At 60.8% G+C, this 16,554-nt stretch carries 17 protein-coding genes; 12 read left to right on the plus strand and 5 right to left on the minus strand.

Going from position 1 to position 16,554, the window contains the following annotated elements:
* The first annotated feature begins 208 nt into the window (after positions 1–208).
* Positions 209–1,759, plus strand: a complete 1,551-nt coding sequence (locus CR254_RS04420) for a 2-isopropylmalate synthase (protein ID WP_097928575.1) — start codon at positions 209–211, stop codon at positions 1,757–1,759.
* Positions 1,759–2,166 carry a hypothetical protein gene (locus CR254_RS04425; RefSeq protein WP_097928576.1) on the plus strand — a complete coding sequence of 136 codons (408 nt, stop codon included), beginning with the start codon at positions 1,759–1,761 and terminating at the stop codon, positions 2,164–2,166. The genes CR254_RS04420 and CR254_RS04425 overlap by 1 nt, the downstream gene beginning before the upstream one ends.
* Positions 2,167–2,169: 3 nt before the next feature.
* Here the strand turns inward: CR254_RS04425 and CR254_RS04430 are convergent, their stop codons facing one another.
* Positions 2,170–2,925: an isocitrate lyase/PEP mutase family protein gene (locus CR254_RS04430; protein WP_097928577.1), complete on the minus strand. Its 756-nt coding sequence runs from the start codon at positions 2,923–2,925 to the stop codon at positions 2,170–2,172.
* Positions 2,926–3,259: 334 nt separating this feature from the next.
* Between CR254_RS04430 and CR254_RS04435 the strand changes: the two genes are divergently transcribed.
* From CR254_RS04435 to CR254_RS04460, 6 genes are all read left to right on the plus strand, one after another.
* Entirely contained in the window at positions 3,260–4,294 is a 1,035-nt protein-coding gene (locus tag CR254_RS04435) for a rod shape-determining protein (RefSeq protein WP_097928578.1), read from the plus strand.
* Between the two features lie 81 nt (positions 4,295–4,375).
* Positions 4,376–5,266 (plus strand): rod shape-determining protein MreC, encoded by an 891-nt coding sequence (gene mreC, locus CR254_RS04440; protein WP_245851374.1) that lies wholly within the window; start codon positions 4,376–4,378, stop codon positions 5,264–5,266.
* Complete coding sequence (gene mreD / locus CR254_RS04445) at positions 5,263–5,793, plus strand: rod shape-determining protein MreD (RefSeq protein ID WP_097928579.1); 531 nt, start codon at positions 5,263–5,265, stop codon at positions 5,791–5,793. The genes mreC and mreD overlap by 4 nt, the downstream gene beginning before the upstream one ends.
* A gap of 1 nt (position 5,794) precedes the next feature.
* Positions 5,795–7,714 carry a penicillin-binding protein 2 gene (mrdA, locus tag CR254_RS04450; RefSeq protein WP_097928580.1) on the plus strand — a complete coding sequence of 640 codons (1,920 nt, stop codon included), beginning with the start codon at positions 5,795–5,797 and terminating at the stop codon, positions 7,712–7,714.
* Positions 7,714–8,865: a rod shape-determining protein RodA gene (gene rodA, locus CR254_RS04455; RefSeq protein WP_425440244.1), complete on the plus strand. Its 1,152-nt coding sequence runs from the start codon at positions 7,714–7,716 to the stop codon at positions 8,863–8,865. Before mrdA ends, rodA begins: the two co-directional genes overlap by 1 nt.
* Entirely contained in the window at positions 8,862–9,791 is a 930-nt protein-coding gene (locus CR254_RS04460; RefSeq protein WP_097928582.1) for a 2-hydroxyacid dehydrogenase, read from the plus strand. Before rodA ends, CR254_RS04460 begins: the two co-directional genes overlap by 4 nt.
* Here CR254_RS04460 and CR254_RS04465 read toward each other — a convergent pair.
* Genes CR254_RS04465 through CR254_RS04475 form a run of 3 tightly spaced genes read right to left on the minus strand, consistent with a single transcriptional unit; the run spans position 9,785 to position 12,115 of the window.
* Positions 9,785–10,300: a hypothetical protein gene (locus tag CR254_RS04465; RefSeq protein ID WP_097928583.1), complete on the minus strand. Its 516-nt coding sequence runs from the start codon at positions 10,298–10,300 to the stop codon at positions 9,785–9,787. The genes CR254_RS04460 and CR254_RS04465 overlap by 7 nt on opposite strands.
* Positions 10,297–11,400, minus strand: a complete 1,104-nt coding sequence (gene aroC, locus CR254_RS04470) for a chorismate synthase (protein WP_097928584.1) — start codon at positions 11,398–11,400, stop codon at positions 10,297–10,299. Before aroC ends, CR254_RS04465 begins: the two co-directional genes overlap by 4 nt.
* A 13-nt stretch (positions 11,401–11,413) precedes the next feature.
* Positions 11,414–12,115 carry a DUF2161 domain-containing phosphodiesterase gene (locus CR254_RS04475; protein ID WP_097928585.1) on the minus strand — a complete coding sequence of 234 codons (702 nt, stop codon included), beginning with the start codon at positions 12,113–12,115 and terminating at the stop codon, positions 11,414–11,416.
* Positions 12,116–12,184: 69 nt separating this feature from the next.
* Between CR254_RS04475 and CR254_RS04480 the strand changes: the two genes are divergently transcribed.
* The 4 genes from CR254_RS04480 to hisG all read left to right on the plus strand — a co-directional run bounded on the left by CR254_RS04480 (position 12,185) and on the right by hisG (position 16,034).
* Positions 12,185–12,661, plus strand: coding sequence for a flavin reductase family protein (locus CR254_RS04480; RefSeq protein ID WP_097928586.1), 477 nt, complete (start codon positions 12,185–12,187; stop codon positions 12,659–12,661).
* Positions 12,662–12,748: 87 nt separating this feature from the next.
* Positions 12,749–14,251, plus strand: coding sequence for a histidine--tRNA ligase (gene hisS / locus CR254_RS04485; RefSeq protein ID WP_097928587.1), 1,503 nt, complete (start codon positions 12,749–12,751; stop codon positions 14,249–14,251).
* Positions 14,248–15,324 carry an ATP phosphoribosyltransferase regulatory subunit gene (locus CR254_RS04490; RefSeq protein WP_097928588.1) on the plus strand — a complete coding sequence of 359 codons (1,077 nt, stop codon included), beginning with the start codon at positions 14,248–14,250 and terminating at the stop codon, positions 15,322–15,324. Before hisS ends, CR254_RS04490 begins: the two co-directional genes overlap by 4 nt.
* Positions 15,321–16,034 (plus strand): ATP phosphoribosyltransferase, encoded by a 714-nt coding sequence (gene hisG, locus CR254_RS04495; RefSeq protein ID WP_097928589.1) that lies wholly within the window; start codon positions 15,321–15,323, stop codon positions 16,032–16,034. The genes CR254_RS04490 and hisG overlap by 4 nt, the downstream gene beginning before the upstream one ends.
* On the opposite strand, the gene CR254_RS04500 is transcribed toward hisG, so the two are convergent.
* Positions 16,027–16,473 carry a DUF1489 family protein gene (locus CR254_RS04500; protein WP_097928590.1) on the minus strand — a complete coding sequence of 149 codons (447 nt, stop codon included), beginning with the start codon at positions 16,471–16,473 and terminating at the stop codon, positions 16,027–16,029. The two genes, hisG and CR254_RS04500, sit on opposite strands and share 8 nt — an antisense overlap.
* Between the last annotated feature and the right edge of the window lie 81 nt (positions 16,474–16,554).

The raw sequence follows: 16,554 nt of genomic DNA on the forward strand, positions 1-16,554 counted from the left end.
CGCCATGTCGCCAAACAACACAGCGTAAATTACGGGGTTTTCGTTCCGGTATTTCGCGTTATAGTACCCGCATGAGCACAAGAATGATCCTTCGCAGCCTCCTTCTCCTAAGCAGCCTCTGAGCGTGCCGGGACCCTGGCGCGCGCGCTCAGGGGATATGAGAAGTGAGCGCCGGATCGACCACAACAAGCTCTAAGGATACATCCACATGACCGATCAGAAACAGGACCAAGTCCTGATCTTCGACACCACGCTGCGCGACGGTGAGCAATCCCCCGGTGCCTCCATGACCCATGAGGAGAAGGTGGAGATCGCCACCCTGCTCGACGAAATGGGCGTGGATATCATCGAGGCAGGATTCCCCATCGCATCCCCCGGTGATTTCGCCGCCGTCAGCGAAATCGCCAAGATCGCGAAAAGTGCGCAAATCTGCGGCCTGTCCCGCGCCGCAACCGGTGATATTGACCGCGCATGGGAGGCGATCAAGCACGCCGCTCGCCCCCGCATCCACACCTTTATCGGCACATCCCCCAGCCATCGCGGCATCACAGGGATGAGCATGGATGAAATGGCCGAGCACATTCACAACATGGTCACCCATGCCCGCAACCTGACCGACAACGTGCAGTGGTCCTCGATGGATGCGACACGGACGGAGCATGACTTCCTGAAGCGGACGGTCGAGATCGCGATCAAGGCAGGCGCCACCACGATCAACGTGCCCGACACCGTCGGCTACACCGCTCCACGCGAAAGCGCAGAGCTGATCCGCATGCTGATCGCAGAGGTTCCCGGCGCGGATGAGGTGATTTTCGCCACGCACTGCCACAACGATCTGGGCATGGCGACGGCGAACTCCCTCGCCGCAGTTGAGGCAGGTGCGCGTCAGATCGAATGTACCATTAACGGTTTGGGCGAACGGGCCGGCAATACCGCGCTGGAGGAAGTCGTCATGGCTCTGAAGGTGCGCAATGACATTATGCCGTACCAGACCCAGATTGATACCAGCCGCATCATGCATGCCAGCCGCATGGTTGCATCGGTTTCCGGCTTTGCCGTGCAGTATAACAAGGCGATCGTCGGCAAAAACGCCTTCGCCCATGAGAGCGGCATCCATCAGGATGGGATGCTCAAGGATTCCACCTCGTTCGAGATCATGCGCCCCGAGGATGTCGGCCTGTCCGAAACCTCGCTGGTGATGGGCAAGCATTCGGGCCGCGCCGCGCTGCGCTCCAAGCTGGAAAACCTCGGCTATGAGCTGGGCGACAACCAGCTCAAGGATGTGTTCGTCCGGTTCAAGGATCTGGCTGACCGCAAGAAGGAGGTCTATGACGAGGATCTCGTGGCGCTGATGTCCGACCAGACCACCAGCGCAGGCCACGACACCGTGCGCCTGACGGAGATGGAGGTTCGCTGCGGCACCACTGGTCCGCAGACCTGCACCATGTCCCTGATGGTTGAGGGTACAGCAAAAAGTGCCCAGACCACTGGCGACGGCCCTGTTGATGCGACGTTCAACGCACTAAAGGAAATGGTCCCGCACACGGCCCGTCTGGCGCTGTATCAGGTGCACGCCGTGACCGAGGGCACCGATGCGCAGGCCACCGTCAGCGTTCGGCTGGAGGAGGACGGCAAGATCGTCGCAGGACAATCCAGCGATACCGACACGGTCGTTGCCTCGGCCAAGGCGTATATCAACGCGTTGAATAAACTGATGGTCCGGCGTGAGAAATCCGCACCCGAAGACATCACCAGCTAATGTCGCGCGACAAAATCAGCGTCTCCGGCCATTGGTCGGGGCGCTACACCTATCCCGCCCGCTTCGCGCCACCGGTTACGTTCACAGCCCTGCTAGATGAACATGCCGGCATAATTGACGGGTGGAGCGATGAGCCGAATACCTTCATGGCCGATGCTCCATCAACACTGCGCGCCGATCTGAATGGTGAGCGGTCGGGCCAAACCATCACATTCGTCAAAACCTATCAAATATCGCATCCAGATGCCGATTTTGTGCACTACTCCGGCACGATAAACCCGTCATTGACGCATATCGTAGGCGCTTGGCGCTTCTTAGGTTTTGGCGGTCTGACTGGACGCTTTGAAATGCTGCGCCCAGCCGTATTAAAGGCATCGATCAAGGCAAAAACGGGCGCCACAATCTGATCTCTAGGACATGGCCACCTTTGTCGCCACAGCCACCGCAGCCATTGCTGCAACCCACGGGAATGGCCCGTGACTGATGCGCGCAACACCGCATTGCGCCAGCTCGGCCCGTGTGGCCATGTCAGGAAACATCAGGATGTTGACCGGTAAGGACGAACGCTCACACACGCTGCGGATCAGATCCAGATCGCGCAGACCGGGCACAAACAAGCTATCGGCCCCAGCCTTGGCATATTCATCACCACGGCGCAGCGCCTGATCGACCTTGGCCATGTCATGCGTGTCAGGCTTGGCCTTGAGGAACACATCCGTGCGGGCATTGATCCAAAACGCGGACCCGGCACCACTGCGCAGGGCCGCCACGCGTGTCGCCTGTTCGGCCACATCATACAGGTTGCTGCTGCCGACGACCTGATCCTCGAAATTCAGCCCGACCGCGCCGGTTTCCACAACCGATGCAGCGTTTGCAGACAATTCCGCAGCGCCTTGGGCATATCCGCCCTCGAAATCGAGAGTCAGCGGCACATGCACAGCAGCAACAATCCGACGGGCAGCCTGCAACGACCACTCCATCGGCAATTCCTCACCATCAGCGCACCCCAACGCCCCCGCGACAGAGGCGGAACCGGTGGCAACCGCAACCGCCCCACCTGCCACGACGGCGCGCGCACTGCCCGCATCCCAGATATTAACCAGCACGACAGGCACGCCCGGCTGATGAAGCGCGGCGAACTGCTCATACCTTTGCAATTGGTCCATGGTACTATTCCCCTTGTAGATAATTCGGCGCCTTTCAGGACAAACTCCCGACGCTGTGACCCGTTGATTTCGACCGGCACTGAATACCGGGCCAACTGATTCGCGCCGCCGCAAATCGGGCGTCTATTCCGCAAATTGGCGTTACATGAGTGACTTACTCGGCGGTTCTTTGCTCACAGCGGGGGACAGCATGCGATCTGGGCTTGCATTGTCGTGCATTCCCATCCTGCACACCCTTTACGGTACGGGACTGTGAGTCGTATAAGACTGTCAGTGATGCGAAAAGACGCCGCAATGGGAATGGCGCACGTATCGGGTCAGGGGCAGTGCGTAGATGTTCAGTATTATTTCAGGCATGTTCTCATCGGACATGGCAATCGATCTCGGAACCGCCAACACGCTGATTTACGTGAAGGGCAAAGGGATCGTCCTAAACGAACCGTCTGTAGTGGCATATCATGTGCGCGACGGACGCAAAAAGGTTCTCGAAGTGGGCGAGGAAGCGAAGCTGATGCTTGGCCGCACGCCCGGCTCGATCGAGGCCATTCGCCCCATGCGCGACGGCGTTATCGCCGATTTCGACGTGGCCGAAGCGATGATCAAGCACTTCATCAACAAGGTGAACAAACGCGGCAAACCCAAAATCATCGTCTGCGTCCCTCACGGTGCCACCCCCGTTGAGAAGAAGGCTATCCGCGAAAGCGTTCTGGCCGCCGGCGCACGCAAGGCAGGTTTGATCGCAGAACCGATCGCCGCAGCAATCGGTGCGGGCCTGCCCATCACCGAACCAACCGGATCGATGGTTGTGGATATTGGCGGCGGCACGACCGAGGTGGCTGTGCTGTCCCTAGGCGATATCGTCTATGCGCGCTCCGTCCGCGTGGGTGGCGACCGTATGGACGAGGCAATTATTTCGTATCTGCGTCGCCAACATAACCTGTTGGTGGGCGAGGCAACGGCAGAGCGGATCAAAACCTCCATCGGGTCCGCCCGTATGCCTGAGGATGGTCGCGGTCACGCCATGGAAATCCGCGGTCGCGACCTGCTGACCGGCGTGCCCAAGGAAACCGAGGTTACGCAGGCCCAAGTGGCAGAGGCGCTGGCCGAACCGGTCCAGCAAATCTGTGAGGCGGTGATGACCGCGCTGGAGGCAACGCCCCCTGATCTGGCCGCAGATATCGTTGATCGTGGCGTTATGCTGACCGGTGGCGGTGCATTGCTGGGTGATCTGGATCTGGCCCTGCGCGAACAGACCGGTCTGGCGATTACGGTGGCGGATGACGCCCTGAATTGTGTTGCTCTGGGCACCGGCAAAAGCCTGGAATTCGAGCGCAAAATCCAGCACGTCATCGATTACGGCAACCAGTAACCGTTGATTTTGAGTGGATGTCCTACCCGCGTTAATCTGTGGGTCAGGCATCGAATGTAAGCCCGTGGCGGGAGTCCGAGCGTGGCCTATACGAGTGGACAGGATCAAAACAGCCTTTGGCGAACCACGCGGCAAATCTTGCTGGGCGTGATCGTATTGATCTGCCTTGCCCTGTTCATCCTGTGGCGCATCGACAGCCCACGGGTTGAACGCCTGCAAATGGCCGTGGCGGATGCTGTCCTGCCCAGTCTGGAATGGACCACACGCCCCGCGGCCAAGGTCACCAGCATGGTGCAGGATTTCCAGTCCTATGTGCGGGTTTACGAACAGAACGAGGAACTGCGCCGCGAATTGCAGGCCATGAACGGCTGGCACGAGGCCGCATTGCAGCTGGAACAACGCAATGCCCGCCTGCGCGCGCTGAACAACGTGCAACTGTCCCCGCAGGCAACCTTTATCACCGGTGAGATCATGGCAGAGGGCGCAGGCCCGTTCAGCCGCTCCGGCCTGCTGAATGTCGGGTCTGAGAACGGGGTCATGGATGGATCCGCCGCGCTGGACGGACTGGGTCTGGTCGGGCGGATTTCCGGCGTTGGTGAGGAAACCAGCCGCGTGATTTTCCTGACCGATATTAACAGCCGCGTGCCGGTCATCCTGCAACCGTCGGGGCAGCGCGCGATCCTGATTGGTGACAATACCGACGCGCCGCTGATCGATTTTGTTGAGGATACCGAACGTGTTCAGGCCGGTGACAGGGTTGTCACCTCAGGCGACGGACGTGTCCTGCCCGCCGATGTTCTGGCCGGTCAGGTGATCGTCTCTGCAAATGGACGCCTGCGCCTGCGCCTTGCCGCCGATTACCAACAATTGCGGTTTGTGCGCGTGCTGAACTATCGCCCGCGCCCCGCCATCGACCAACCCGGTGGCCTGATTACCGATGAGCAATTCTTTTTCGGTGAGGAGCCGGAATGACCCGCCGCCTGACCCGTATCCTGATGCTGGCGCTGACAGGTTTTGCCAGCATCCTGATCGTGGCAGTTCCAGTTCAACCGGGCGCCACACAATGGCCGATGCCTGATTTACTGCTGATGCTGTGCTGTTACTGGGTGCTGCGCAGACCTGACTGCGCGCCGATCCTTGTGCTGTTCGCTCTTGGGCTGATCGCGGATATGATCCTGATGCGGCCCATCGGCATCGGCGCATTGACGTTGGTTCTGATAACAGAGCTGCTGCGCGCCCAGATCCGCACATTGCGCGACACTGCATTTCCGCTGGAATGGCTGACCGTCGCCATGCTTGTCGGCATTGGAATGCTGTTGCAAATGGCGCTGTTGTGGATCAGCCTTGGCACATTGCCTATGCCGGTTGAGATGGCACAATATGCAGGCATAACAATCCTCAGCTATCCTGCCGTCGCGCTATTTTGTGGCGGGATACTGGGGCTGCGGCACCGCACCAGCGGCAAGATTTCATACTCCAATTATTTAGGTGAGGGCTAAAATGGCCCGTAAAGAGAAAAACAGCCCCAGCATTACCCGACGCGGATTGGTGTTGATGGGCGCACAGCTTGCCCTTGTCGGCACGCTGGGTTGGCGCATGCGCCATTTGCAGGTTGAGGAAGCGGAACGCTACCGACTGCTGGCCGAGGAAAACCGCATTAACATCCGGCTGCTACCCCCTGCGCGTGGCCTGATCTATGATCGCGATGGGCAACCCGTTGCCATCAACCAGCAAAACTACCGCATCGTCATGGTGCGTGAGGGGGCAGGCGACCCCGGTGAGGTGCTGCGCCGCCTGTCCCTGCTGATCGAAATCAGCCCCGACCGGCGTGAGCGTGTTTTGCGCGATATGTACGCCCGCCCCGCCTTTGTCCCCGTGACAGTGGCGGAGCATCTGGACTGGCACAGCTTCGCGCGCGTGGCATCGAACGCCCCTGCCCTACCCGGTGTTCTGACCGAGGTTGGCCTGTCGCGCCACTATCCGGCGGATGAGGTCTTTGCTCATATTGTCGGCTATGTCGGTCCTGTTTCCGATTATGACCTCAGCCAGATTGAGAACCCTGACCCCCTGCTACAAATCCCCGATTTCCAGATCGGCAAAAACGGCGTGGAAAAACGAGCCGAGGCTGATTTGCGCGGGTCCGCCGGCAATTCGCGGATCGAGGTCAATGCAAGCGGCCGCGTCATACGTGAACTGGACCGTGTTGAGGGTAGCTCGGGTCAGGATTTGCAACTGACCATTGATAGCGGCCTACAGGATTTCACCCTACGCCGGATGGAGGGGCAAAGCTCCGCCACGGTGGTCATGGATGTGCAAACAGGTGAGATTGTAACGATGGCCTCGGCCCCGTCCTTTGATCCCAACAGCTTCGTCTTTGGCATTTCAACCGGTGAATGGAACGCACTGAACACTGACGAATATCGCCCGCTTTATAACAAGGCCGTGTCGGGCGTTTATCCACCCGGGTCCACGTTCAAAATGGTGGTCGCACTTGCCGCGCTAGAGGAAGGCCACATCAACCCGTCCGAAACCGTGTTCTGCGGCGGCTCGATCGAGGTCGGGAATCGGCGCGCCCATTGCTGGCGGCGCGGTGGGCATGGCTGGATGGACCTGCGCGACAGCCTGAAAAACTCATGCGACGTTTACTACTACGACATCGCGCAACGGGTCGGCATCGATAAAATCAGCGAAATGGCCAATCGGCTAGGCATAGGCATCCGCCACGACTTACCCCTGCCAGCGGTCAGCGCAGGAAATATGCCGGATCGCGATTGGAAGCTGCGGGTCCACGGGGAAAGCTGGCTGATCGGTGACACGGTCAATTCGGGCATTGGGCAGGGCTTTATGCTGGCCTCACCGCTGGAGCTGTGCGTGATGGCCGCGCGGATCGCATCCGGTACATCGGTCACGCCAAAGCTGATCCGATCTGTTGACGGCGTGCCTGCTGACCTGTCCGCTGGTGCGCCGCTAGGAGTGCAGACAGCGTCACTGGATGCAGTGCGCGCTGGCATGTTTGCAGTGTCCAATGACCGGCGCGGTACGGGCTATCGCGCGCGCATCGCGGACCCTCAAATGGCCATGGCGGGTAAAACCGGCACCTCACAGGTACGCCGCATCACCGAGGCGGAGCGCCGCACCGGCGTTTTCCGAAACGAGGATTTGCCGTGGAACCGACGCGACCATGCACTGTTCGTCGCCTTCGCCCCCTTTGATGCGCCCCGCTATGCGATTGCAACGATTGTGGAACATGGCGGCGGCGGGTCCACCGCGGCGGCCCCGATTGCGCAGGATGTGATGATCCGCGCGCTATATGGCCCCGAACCACCGATTGAGGCTTGGCCCTCTGCCATGCACCAAACCATCCGCGAACGCCGCCGCCTGGGGCAGGATAGCGCCAGCGTACAGTGGAGCCGCGCATGATCTACTGGGAGCAAATGAACGCCCGCCCGACCCCGACCGGTCCGGCAAAGCTGTTACACGTTCATTGGCCACTGGTGATCCTGATCTGCTGCGTCTGCGGTGCCGGCTTTTTGATGTTGTATTCCGTGGCTGGCGGCAATTTGGATCGCTGGGCACGTCCGCAAATGATGCGGTTCGGGTTGGGCATTATCGCGATGCTGTTCATCGCAATGATCCATGTGGATTTCTGGCGGCGGATTTCGATTTTTGCCTATCTGGGCGGGCTTGCCCTGTTGCTGGCCGTGGAATTCATTGGTGAGGTTGGCATGGGCGCGCAGCGTTGGATCGACCTTGGCCCGCTGCGCCTGCAACCCTCCGAGCTGATGAAGGTCGCCCTCGTCATGGTGATCGCGCAATATTATGCGTGGTTACCGCAGGAGAAAGTCTCGCACCCGTTCTGGGTTGCGGTCCCACTGGTCATGACCGCGATACCGGTGATGCTGGTGTTGAAACAGCCTGATCTGGGAACCTCGATCCTGATGGTGGCGGGAGCTGGCGTGGTGATGTTCCTAGCAGGTGTTAGCTGGTGGTATTTCGGCACGGCCATTGCGGCGGTTGCCACGACGGTTTGGGCCGTATTCGAGTCGCGCGGGCAGACGTGGCAATTGCTCAACGATTACCAATATCGCCGGATCGACATCTTCCTCGACCCGTCCAAGGATCCGCTGGGTGCCGGTTATCACATCACACAGGCCAAGATTGCACTGGGGGCCGGTGGCCTGTCGGGCCGTGGCTTTATGCAGGGCACGCAAAGCCGGTTGGATTTCCTGCCTGAGAAACATACCGATTTCATCTTTACGTCGCTGGCAGAACAGTTCGGCTTTGTCGGCGGGCTGACATTGCTGGGGCTATATACGGCGATCATCATGTTTTGCCTGCTATCGGCCTTTTCAAACCGTGACAGGTTCGGGGCGCTGATGACCGGCGGATTGACCGCCACGTTCTTTTTCTTTTTCGCCGTGAATATGGCGATGGTGATGGGGTTGCTGCCGGTTGTAGGCGTGCCACTGCCGCTGGTCAGCTATGGCGGGTCAGCGATGCTGGTCCTGCTGGGCGCATTCGGCCTGATTCAAAGCGCCCATGTCCACCGTCCTAGAGGAGCCTATGGATGATTAATGTCTTGTTTTCCGCCCGTCCCGAAGCATGGGACAAGTATCGCAAACCACTGCTGGACACCTTCGCGGCGGAACGGGTTGAGGTTAATCTGGCCACCCAGATGGACCCTGAAACGGTGGACTGGATCATCTACGCGCCCAATAGCGGGTTGGAGGACTTTTCGCCCTTCACCCGATTGCAGGGCGTACAGAACCTATGGGCCGGTGTTGAGAAAATCGTCGGCAACCCAACGCTAAAGGTTCCTTTGGCCCGCATGGTTGACCCCGGCATGACCGAGGGGATGATCGAGTGGGTAACCGGCCACGTCCTGCGCAACCACTTAGGCATGGATGTTGATATCAAGCGTACTGACGCCGAATGGCAGCCGCATATTGCCCCGCTTGCCCGTGATCGCCCTGTCGCGATGCTGGGGCTGGGGGCGCTGGGATCGGCCTGCGCACAGGCGCTAAGCGTGTTGAACTTCGACGTTCACGGCTGGAGCCGCTCTGCCAAGCAGATCGACGGCATCACCTGCCATCACGGCGATAGCGGGCTGAGCGAGGTTCTAAGCGTCGCGCAAATCGTGGTGATGCTGCTGCCCTCCACCCCTGCGACGGAAAACCTGCTTAACGCGGACCGGTTGGCGATGCTGCCGCGTGGCGCAATGATTGTGAACCCGGGGCGCGGCCCGTTGATCGACGATGAGGCGCTGATTGCCGCACTGGACTCGGGGCAGATCGGCCACGCAACGCTGGACGTGTTTCGCATTGAGCCGTTGCCGCAGGAGCACCCGTTCTGGGCGCATCCCAACGTCACGGTCACGCCGCATATCGCGTCAGAAACACGGGTCGCATCCGCCGCTGTGCTAGCCGCGCGCAACATTGCTCGCGCATCGCGGGGTGAGCAGATGCACAATACCGTCGATTACGCGCAGGGTTACTGAGCCCGTCGCGAGAACGACCCGTCAGGGTTCAGGAACAGGGTCGGGTCCGGCGCTATGTCGAACTCGACAGAACGCGCTGTCAGAACCGGTACCGTGGTCGGGCTGGGGATGACATAGGTCTGTTGCTGCACAGGTTCGGCACGGACCGCTGCTACCGGATTGGCCTGCTCCAATGCTTCCGGTTCGGCAGCGGGCTCCGGCGTTGGCGCAGGTGCCTGCGCGACCCGTGGTCCGTCGGTAAACATGTCGGGCCGCAGGCACGGGTTCCACTGCTCAACACCGGTAAACGGCTCGGCGCGGCTTTCCCATGTCAGTGTACAGAAAATCTCGACCCAGTAATCGGGGATGACGGTAATGTCCGCGCCCGCCGTCAGGTCAAAGGGGATGTTATCATCGCTGAACTGACGGCGGGGTTCCGCGACCGGTTCCGGCTCTACCGGTACGACAGCCACAACCTCAGGCTCCGCCACGCAGCCAGCCAGTAGCGCGAGCATCAGGAAACGCTTCATAGCAGGCCCCCGATTGCGCCGCGGTTGCCGCCGATTTGCCCGCGATGCAGCAGGATTTGGTCCAGCAGGACACAGGCCATCATCGCCTCACCCACGGGAACGGCACGGATGCCGACACAAGGATCATGGCGGCCCTTTGTCACGACCTCAATACTCTCACCCGATTTGGTGATGGAGCGGCGGGGCGTCAGGATAGAGCTGGTCGGCTTTACCGCGAACCGCACAACCACGTCCTGTCCGGTGGAAATACCGCCCAGAATGCCGCCCGCATGGTTCGAGGAATAGATCGGGCCGTCGGGGCCCATATCGATCTCGTCCGCGTTCGCCTCACCCGTTAGGCAGGCGGCGGCCATGCCCTCACCGATTTCGACGCCTTTGACGGCATTGATGCTCATCATCGCGGCGGCCAGTTCGGTGTCCAGCTTTCCGTAAACCGGTGCGCCAATACCTGCGGGCACGCCCTGCGCGACAACCTCGATCACCGCGCCGACCGAGGAATGGGCCTTGCGGATTTCATCCAGATATTCGGCGTAATGCGCGGCGGCAGCGGCGTCGGGGGTCCAGAACGGGTTGTTCTCAACCTCATCCCAATCGCGTCCCGTGGCCACGTGCGGACCCATTTGCACCAACCCGCCGACGATGCGCAGGTTAGGTGCCAGAACCTTTAGCGCCTCACGCGCGATACCGCCCGCTGCAACCCGCGCGGCTGTTTCACGCGCACTGGAGCGACCGCCACCGCGATAATCGCGAATGCCGTATTTCTGCCAATAGGTGATGTCGGCATGACCGGGGCGGAAAGTCTCCGCGATATTGCCGTAATCCTTGGAGCGTTGATCCGTATTCTCGATCATCAACTGGATCGGTGTGCCGGTGGTCTGCCCCTCGAATACGCCGGACAAGATGCGCACCTCGTCCGCCTCGCGCCGCTGGGTTTCGAACTTGGTCTTGCCCGGTTTCCGCTTGTCCAGCCAGTGTTGCAGCATCGCGGGTTCCACCGGCACGCCGGGGGGACACCCATCGACGGTTGCGCCTAGGGCAGGACCGTGGCTTTCACCCCAAGTGGTGACACGAAACAGATGGCCGAACGAATTGAGAGACATGGCAAAGGCTCCTTTATGCGTCGTTTATCGCGTGCGACGCCGTGCGTCCATGGCGGGACGTATCTGCGGTCGAATCATCCGCTGCCAGCGCATCGTGACCGGCGGGGGTTAGGCCATAAAAACCGCGCTCAACCCGTTCAAACCAGCCGTAATGATTGGCGCGCAGGATGGTTGCGGCTTTCTCCACCTCGGCCGCGTTGCCCGCTACCGATGCCTTGACCACGCCATGCTGTGCCAGATGCGTGGCCAGTCGCAGGCATCCCTGACGATAGGCCGTCATCACCGCACCGGCAGGTTGCCCGCCAATTTCGGGGTCACCGCGCCGCAACTGGAATTCACGCAGCAAACGCCCCTGCCGCTTTGCGTTCGCGCGGGGGGCATAGGGGCCGGGGTCCAATCGCACCTCGGCCACGCCATTCTTTACCACGATCAGACCGAGACCGAGGCGGCGCAGCATCCCCTTGATCCGCGTGGCGTCCTTGCGACTGCGCCCCGGCAGGCGCGGCACGGCCAGATAGACGGCCTCGCTCATCGCCAAGCGGTCCACGCCCTGTAACAGCAGGGCCATGGTCAGGCCGGTCTTCATCTCAACAATCACGGGGGGTTCGTCTCCACGCATGGCAACGATATCGCAGGGGCCTATCTCACCCTTTACGGTGTAGCCTTGCGCGCTCAACAACGTCTTAATCGGATGGTATAGATCGCTTTCGGCCATGTTCTATGGATAGCGCGCATTGCATCGCGCGGGAAACAGGATAAATCCGGTTGAAACGAGGAGTGTACGATGACCCATTTCACAGCCAGAGATTTGCGCGACGCCTGTGGCGCCTTCGCAACCGGCGTGACGGTGGTCACAACGCTAGGGCCGGATGGGCCGCTGGGTATGACGGCCAACAGCTTCTCATCGCTGTCGATAGACCCGCCGCTGGTCATGTGGGCACCGGCAACACGCTCCGCCCGTTTTGGGGCCTTCACACAGGCAGGACATTTCACCATCCATATCCTGAATGCCGAACAGCTGGAACTGGCCGCAGCCTTTGCACGATCCGGTTGCGATCCCTTTGCCGATATGGATTGGACGCATGGTCCGACAGGTGTTCCCGAATTCAGCGGATGCGCCGCGATGTTCCGCTGTACCCGCCATGCCGTGCATCCGGGGGGCGATCACGCCATCGTTGTGGGGCGCGTGGACAGTCTGGAACATGATCCGACACCGCATCCGCTGGTGTTTCATGCGGGCCTATATCCGCGACTGGCGTAAACCACCTCGCTTGCCCCCTAGGGGGGCATCCGCTACACCGCCAACAATCCCAATTTCAGAGCCCCTATAGGGTTTGAGGACTGACCGATGGCCAAGGATAAGCAAAAGAAACCCCAACGCCCCAAAGCTGCCCCTCCGCGCGGCTTTCGTGATTATTTCGGCCCCGAGGTAATCCATCGGCAGGAGATGCTGCGCACCATCACCGGCATCTATCACCAATACGGGTTTGATCCGCTGGAAAGCTCGGCTGTGGAAACGGTTGAGGCGCTGGGTAAATTCCTGCCTGACGTGGACCGCCCGAACGAAGGCGTGTTTGCATGGCAGGACGATGACGAAAGCTGGATGGCGCTGCGCTATGACCTGACCGCCCCGCTGGCGCGCGTCTATGCACAGCACCGCAACAACCTGCCAACGCCCTATCGCCGCTATGCGGTTGGTCCGGTTTGGCGGAATGAAAAGCCCGGCCCCGGTCGTTTCCGCCAGTTCTATCAGTGCGACGCCGATACGGTTGGCACGCCAACGGTGGCCGCCGATGCAGAAATCTGCGCGATGCTGTCCGATGTGCTGGAGGGCGTGGGCATTCAGCGCGGCGACTACATTGTGCGCGTGAATAACCGCAAGGTTCTGAACGGCGTGATGGAGGTCACCGGCCTGCTGAACCCATCCGACCCTACCATCCGCGCGCATGAGCGTGGCATCGTGCTGCGCGCTATCGACAAGCTGGACCGCCTCGGCGAATCCGGCGTGCGTGCGCTGCTGGGTGAGGGACGCAAGGACGTCTCCGGCGATTTCACCAAGGGTGCAGGTCTGGGCGACGAACAGACCGATATCGTCATGGGCTTCGTTTCCGCCCTGCGCGACAGCAACGCCGCAACCTGCGCACGTCTGGGCGAACTGGTCGGCGGATCGGCTGTCGGTGCCAAGGGTGTGCAAGAACTAGAGCAAATCGCGGAGATGGTTGAGGCGCAGGGCTACGGCCCCGACCGCGCCCTGATCGATCCGTCGGTTGTGCGTGGCCTCGGCTATTATACCGGCCCCGTTTACGAGGCGGAGCTGACATTCGAGGTGCTCGACGAAAAGGGCCGCCCCCGTCAATTCGGTTCAGTCGCTGGTGGTGGCCGCTACGACGATCTGGTCAAGCGTTTCACCGGCCAAGAGGTTCCCGCAACCGGCGTATCCATCGGTGTGGACCGCCTGCTGGCCGCGCTGGACAATCGCCTGACCCGCGCGGATGAGGTTGCGGGCCCCGTCATCGTGACCGTCATGGATCGTGATCGCATGGCCGATTACCAGACCATCGTGGCCGAGCTGCGCAATGCAGGCATCCGGGCCGAGGTTTATCTTGGCAATCCGAAAAACTTCGGCAACCAGCTGAAATATGCCGACACCCGCAATTCTCCCATCGCCATTATCGAGGGCGCGCAGGAGAAGGAAAACGGCATCGTTCAGATCAAGGATCTGGCCCTTGGCGCCCGCCTTGCACAGGAAATCACCTCGAACGAGGAGTGGAAGCAGAACGCCGCGCAGTTCGAAGTGAGCCGCGCCGATCTGGTCAGCGAAGTGCGTGAATTGCTCGCACGCTCGAAATGAGCGGGCTGGCGCGCAGGGGCAGCGATTATCGCCGCCTCGTCGAACTGTCCGAAAGCCTGCTGGGCGGGTTTGAACAGGCCGGGTATGAGCGGATTGATCCGCCAATGCTGCACGACGCGGCACATGTCGGGCTGGGCGGTCAAACCCTGCTGGATCTGACCTATCTGATGGGCAACGGCCTTGCCCTGCGGTCGGATTTCACGGTGCCGGTTTACCTGCTGCACGCTGAACGGGGCCGTGATGCCGGCACGCCGCGCTATTGCTATAGCGGTCCGGTGTTCCGGCGCAGCGCCCCCGGCGATGATCGGCCCACGGAATACCTGCAACTGGGCATCGAATATTTCGGCTCGCTGCGACGCGAGGCGGCGGATGTACGGATTTTCGCAAATATCCTCGCGGCGCTGCACCGCTCCGGCCTAAAGGATGTTCCGGTGATGACCGGCGATGTTGCGCTGTTCCACGCGGTTCTGGATGCGCTGGACATGTCAGACCGCATCCGCGCCCGTCTGCGCGGCCTGTTCTGGCGGCCCGAGCAATTGCGCGCACAGATCACTCGCATGCAAACGCCTATCGCCGTGCCGGATACGCTGGCTGGACCTGATATCGAGGCAAAGCTGCACGACACCCTGACCATTCAGGGCAAGCGCAGCCCTGCCGAGGTCGCCGAATTGCTGACCGCCCGTGCCAATGACATGCTGCCTGCGAATACGGCGCAAACACTACTGGCTTATCTGGATATTACCGGCCCGATTGGGCAGGTTCCGGAACTGGTCCGCGCCCTGCTCGGTGATCGGATCGACGATGCGCTGGCGCGGTTCGAGGATCGGCTCAGCGAATTGTGCCACCGTCTCGGCCCTGAAGCATTGGACACACCGTTCCGCGCCGATTTCGGGCGTCGGCATGAATATTACGACGGGTTCGTTTTCGAGATGGCCCATGCAGGCCAAGTTATCGCCGCCGGTGGCCGCTATGACCGCCTGTCGCAACAGGTCGGTGCCGCCGATTGGCCCGCCATTGGTGGTATGATCCGGCCACAAATCCTGCTCTCCGCACTTGATGAGGTGGCCAAATGACTGCGCTCAAACTCGGCCTGCCATCCAAGGGACGCTTGCAACAGGATGCAATCAACTGGTTTTCCAAGGCAGACATCACCGTCGCTCGCACCGGATCGGACCGCGAATATGCAGGGCAGGTCACTGGTCTGGACGGGATCGAGCTGGTCCTGCTATCAGCCAGCGAAATCCCCCGCGAATTGGCCGCCGGACGCATCCATCTGGGTGTAACCGGTGAGGATCTGATTCAGGAAAAGCTGGCCGACTGGGCGCAGATCACGCCCGCCGTCGCGCATATGGGCTTCGGCTTTGCCGACCTGATCGTTGCTGTCCCCGATAGCTGGGCGGATGTGACTACATTGCGCGATCTGGATGATGCCGCAGCACAGTTTCACGCCAATCACGGACACCGCCTGCGGATTGCTACGAAATACCACAACCTCGTGCGGGGCTTCCTCAGCACGCAGGGCGTGGCTGATTTCGAGATCGTGGATTCACAGGGCGCGACCGAGGGGACGATCAAGAACCAAACGGCTGAGGCGATTGCCGACATCACCTCCAGCGGTGCGACCCTGACGGCGAACCACCTGCGGATTTTGACCGATGGCGAAATCCTGAAATCACAGGCGACGCTGTTTGCGGCGCGTAATGCTCATTGGTCAGATGCCAACCGTGCGACATTCGCAACGCTGTGCGGTCGTTTGGACCTACCGGTTCCGGCGCTTACCTAACGCCTAGCGCGGCCAGTGCGGTTGCCAGTTCCGGCGGCAGGGCGGTTTCCCCCTCCCTGTCGGCGGCCAAATCTTGCGGCGCATCTGTTGATTTGAGGTAGCGCCAGCCCTGAAACGGGCGGCGGGGCACGGCCTCCGTCTTGATCACCTCATCCGCCAGAACGATACCGCACCGGCGGATGCCATCCTCGCCGATCACTTCATCCAGACGCACGATCTGTTGGCGGGCCAGCACCTGCCCCTTGAACACCCAGTACAACGATCCGCCATCCAGAAGCTCTGCCTCACGTTTGGGCCACATGCGGGTTACGTGGCGATGTTCCGCGGGCTCACCACGGGCCGTGCGGGTTTCCCGAACATGCGCCTGCCAGTTCAACAGGTCCTCAACCTTTTCTGCTCCGACACATAGCTTGATCAGGTTCAGCGGTTCGGTCGGCATGATGTGTCCTTACAGGCGGTTTCGTACCGACTACATATAGGTAACCGGGCAGGTATATCACGCGCCGAATTGCCGCCGGTT

The organism is Pontivivens marinum (assembly GCF_900231835.1).
Taxonomy (GTDB): Bacteria; Pseudomonadota; Alphaproteobacteria; order Rhodobacterales; family Rhodobacteraceae; genus Pontivivens; species Pontivivens marinum.

Coding starts and splice junctions, on each gene's coding strand:
- CR254_RS04420 (WP_097928575.1), top strand. CDS start 209: ATGACCGATCAGAAACAGGACCAAGTCCTGATCTTCGACACCACGCTG.
- CR254_RS04425 (WP_097928576.1), top strand. CDS start 1,759: ATGTCGCGCGACAAAATCAGCGTCTCCGGCCATTGGTCGGGGCGCTAC.
- CR254_RS04430 (WP_097928577.1), bottom strand. CDS start 2,925: ATGGACCAATTGCAAAGGTATGAGCAGTTCGCCGCGCTTCATCAGCCG.
- CR254_RS04435 (WP_097928578.1), top strand. CDS start 3,260: ATGTTCAGTATTATTTCAGGCATGTTCTCATCGGACATGGCAATCGAT.
- mreD (WP_097928579.1), top strand. CDS start 5,263: ATGACCCGCCGCCTGACCCGTATCCTGATGCTGGCGCTGACAGGTTTT.
- mrdA (WP_097928580.1), top strand. CDS start 5,795: ATGGCCCGTAAAGAGAAAAACAGCCCCAGCATTACCCGACGCGGATTG.
- CR254_RS04460 (WP_097928582.1), top strand. CDS start 8,862: ATGATTAATGTCTTGTTTTCCGCCCGTCCCGAAGCATGGGACAAGTAT.
- CR254_RS04465 (WP_097928583.1), bottom strand. CDS start 10,300: ATGAAGCGTTTCCTGATGCTCGCGCTACTGGCTGGCTGCGTGGCGGAG.
- aroC (WP_097928584.1), bottom strand. CDS start 11,400: ATGTCTCTCAATTCGTTCGGCCATCTGTTTCGTGTCACCACTTGGGGT.
- CR254_RS04475 (WP_097928585.1), bottom strand. CDS start 12,115: ATGGCCGAAAGCGATCTATACCATCCGATTAAGACGTTGTTGAGCGCG.
- CR254_RS04480 (WP_097928586.1), top strand. CDS start 12,185: ATGACCCATTTCACAGCCAGAGATTTGCGCGACGCCTGTGGCGCCTTC.
- hisS (WP_097928587.1), top strand. CDS start 12,749: ATGGCCAAGGATAAGCAAAAGAAACCCCAACGCCCCAAAGCTGCCCCT.
- CR254_RS04490 (WP_097928588.1), top strand. CDS start 14,248: ATGAGCGGGCTGGCGCGCAGGGGCAGCGATTATCGCCGCCTCGTCGAA.
- hisG (WP_097928589.1), top strand. CDS start 15,321: ATGACTGCGCTCAAACTCGGCCTGCCATCCAAGGGACGCTTGCAACAG.
- CR254_RS04500 (WP_097928590.1), bottom strand. CDS start 16,473: ATGCCGACCGAACCGCTGAACCTGATCAAGCTATGTGTCGGAGCAGAA.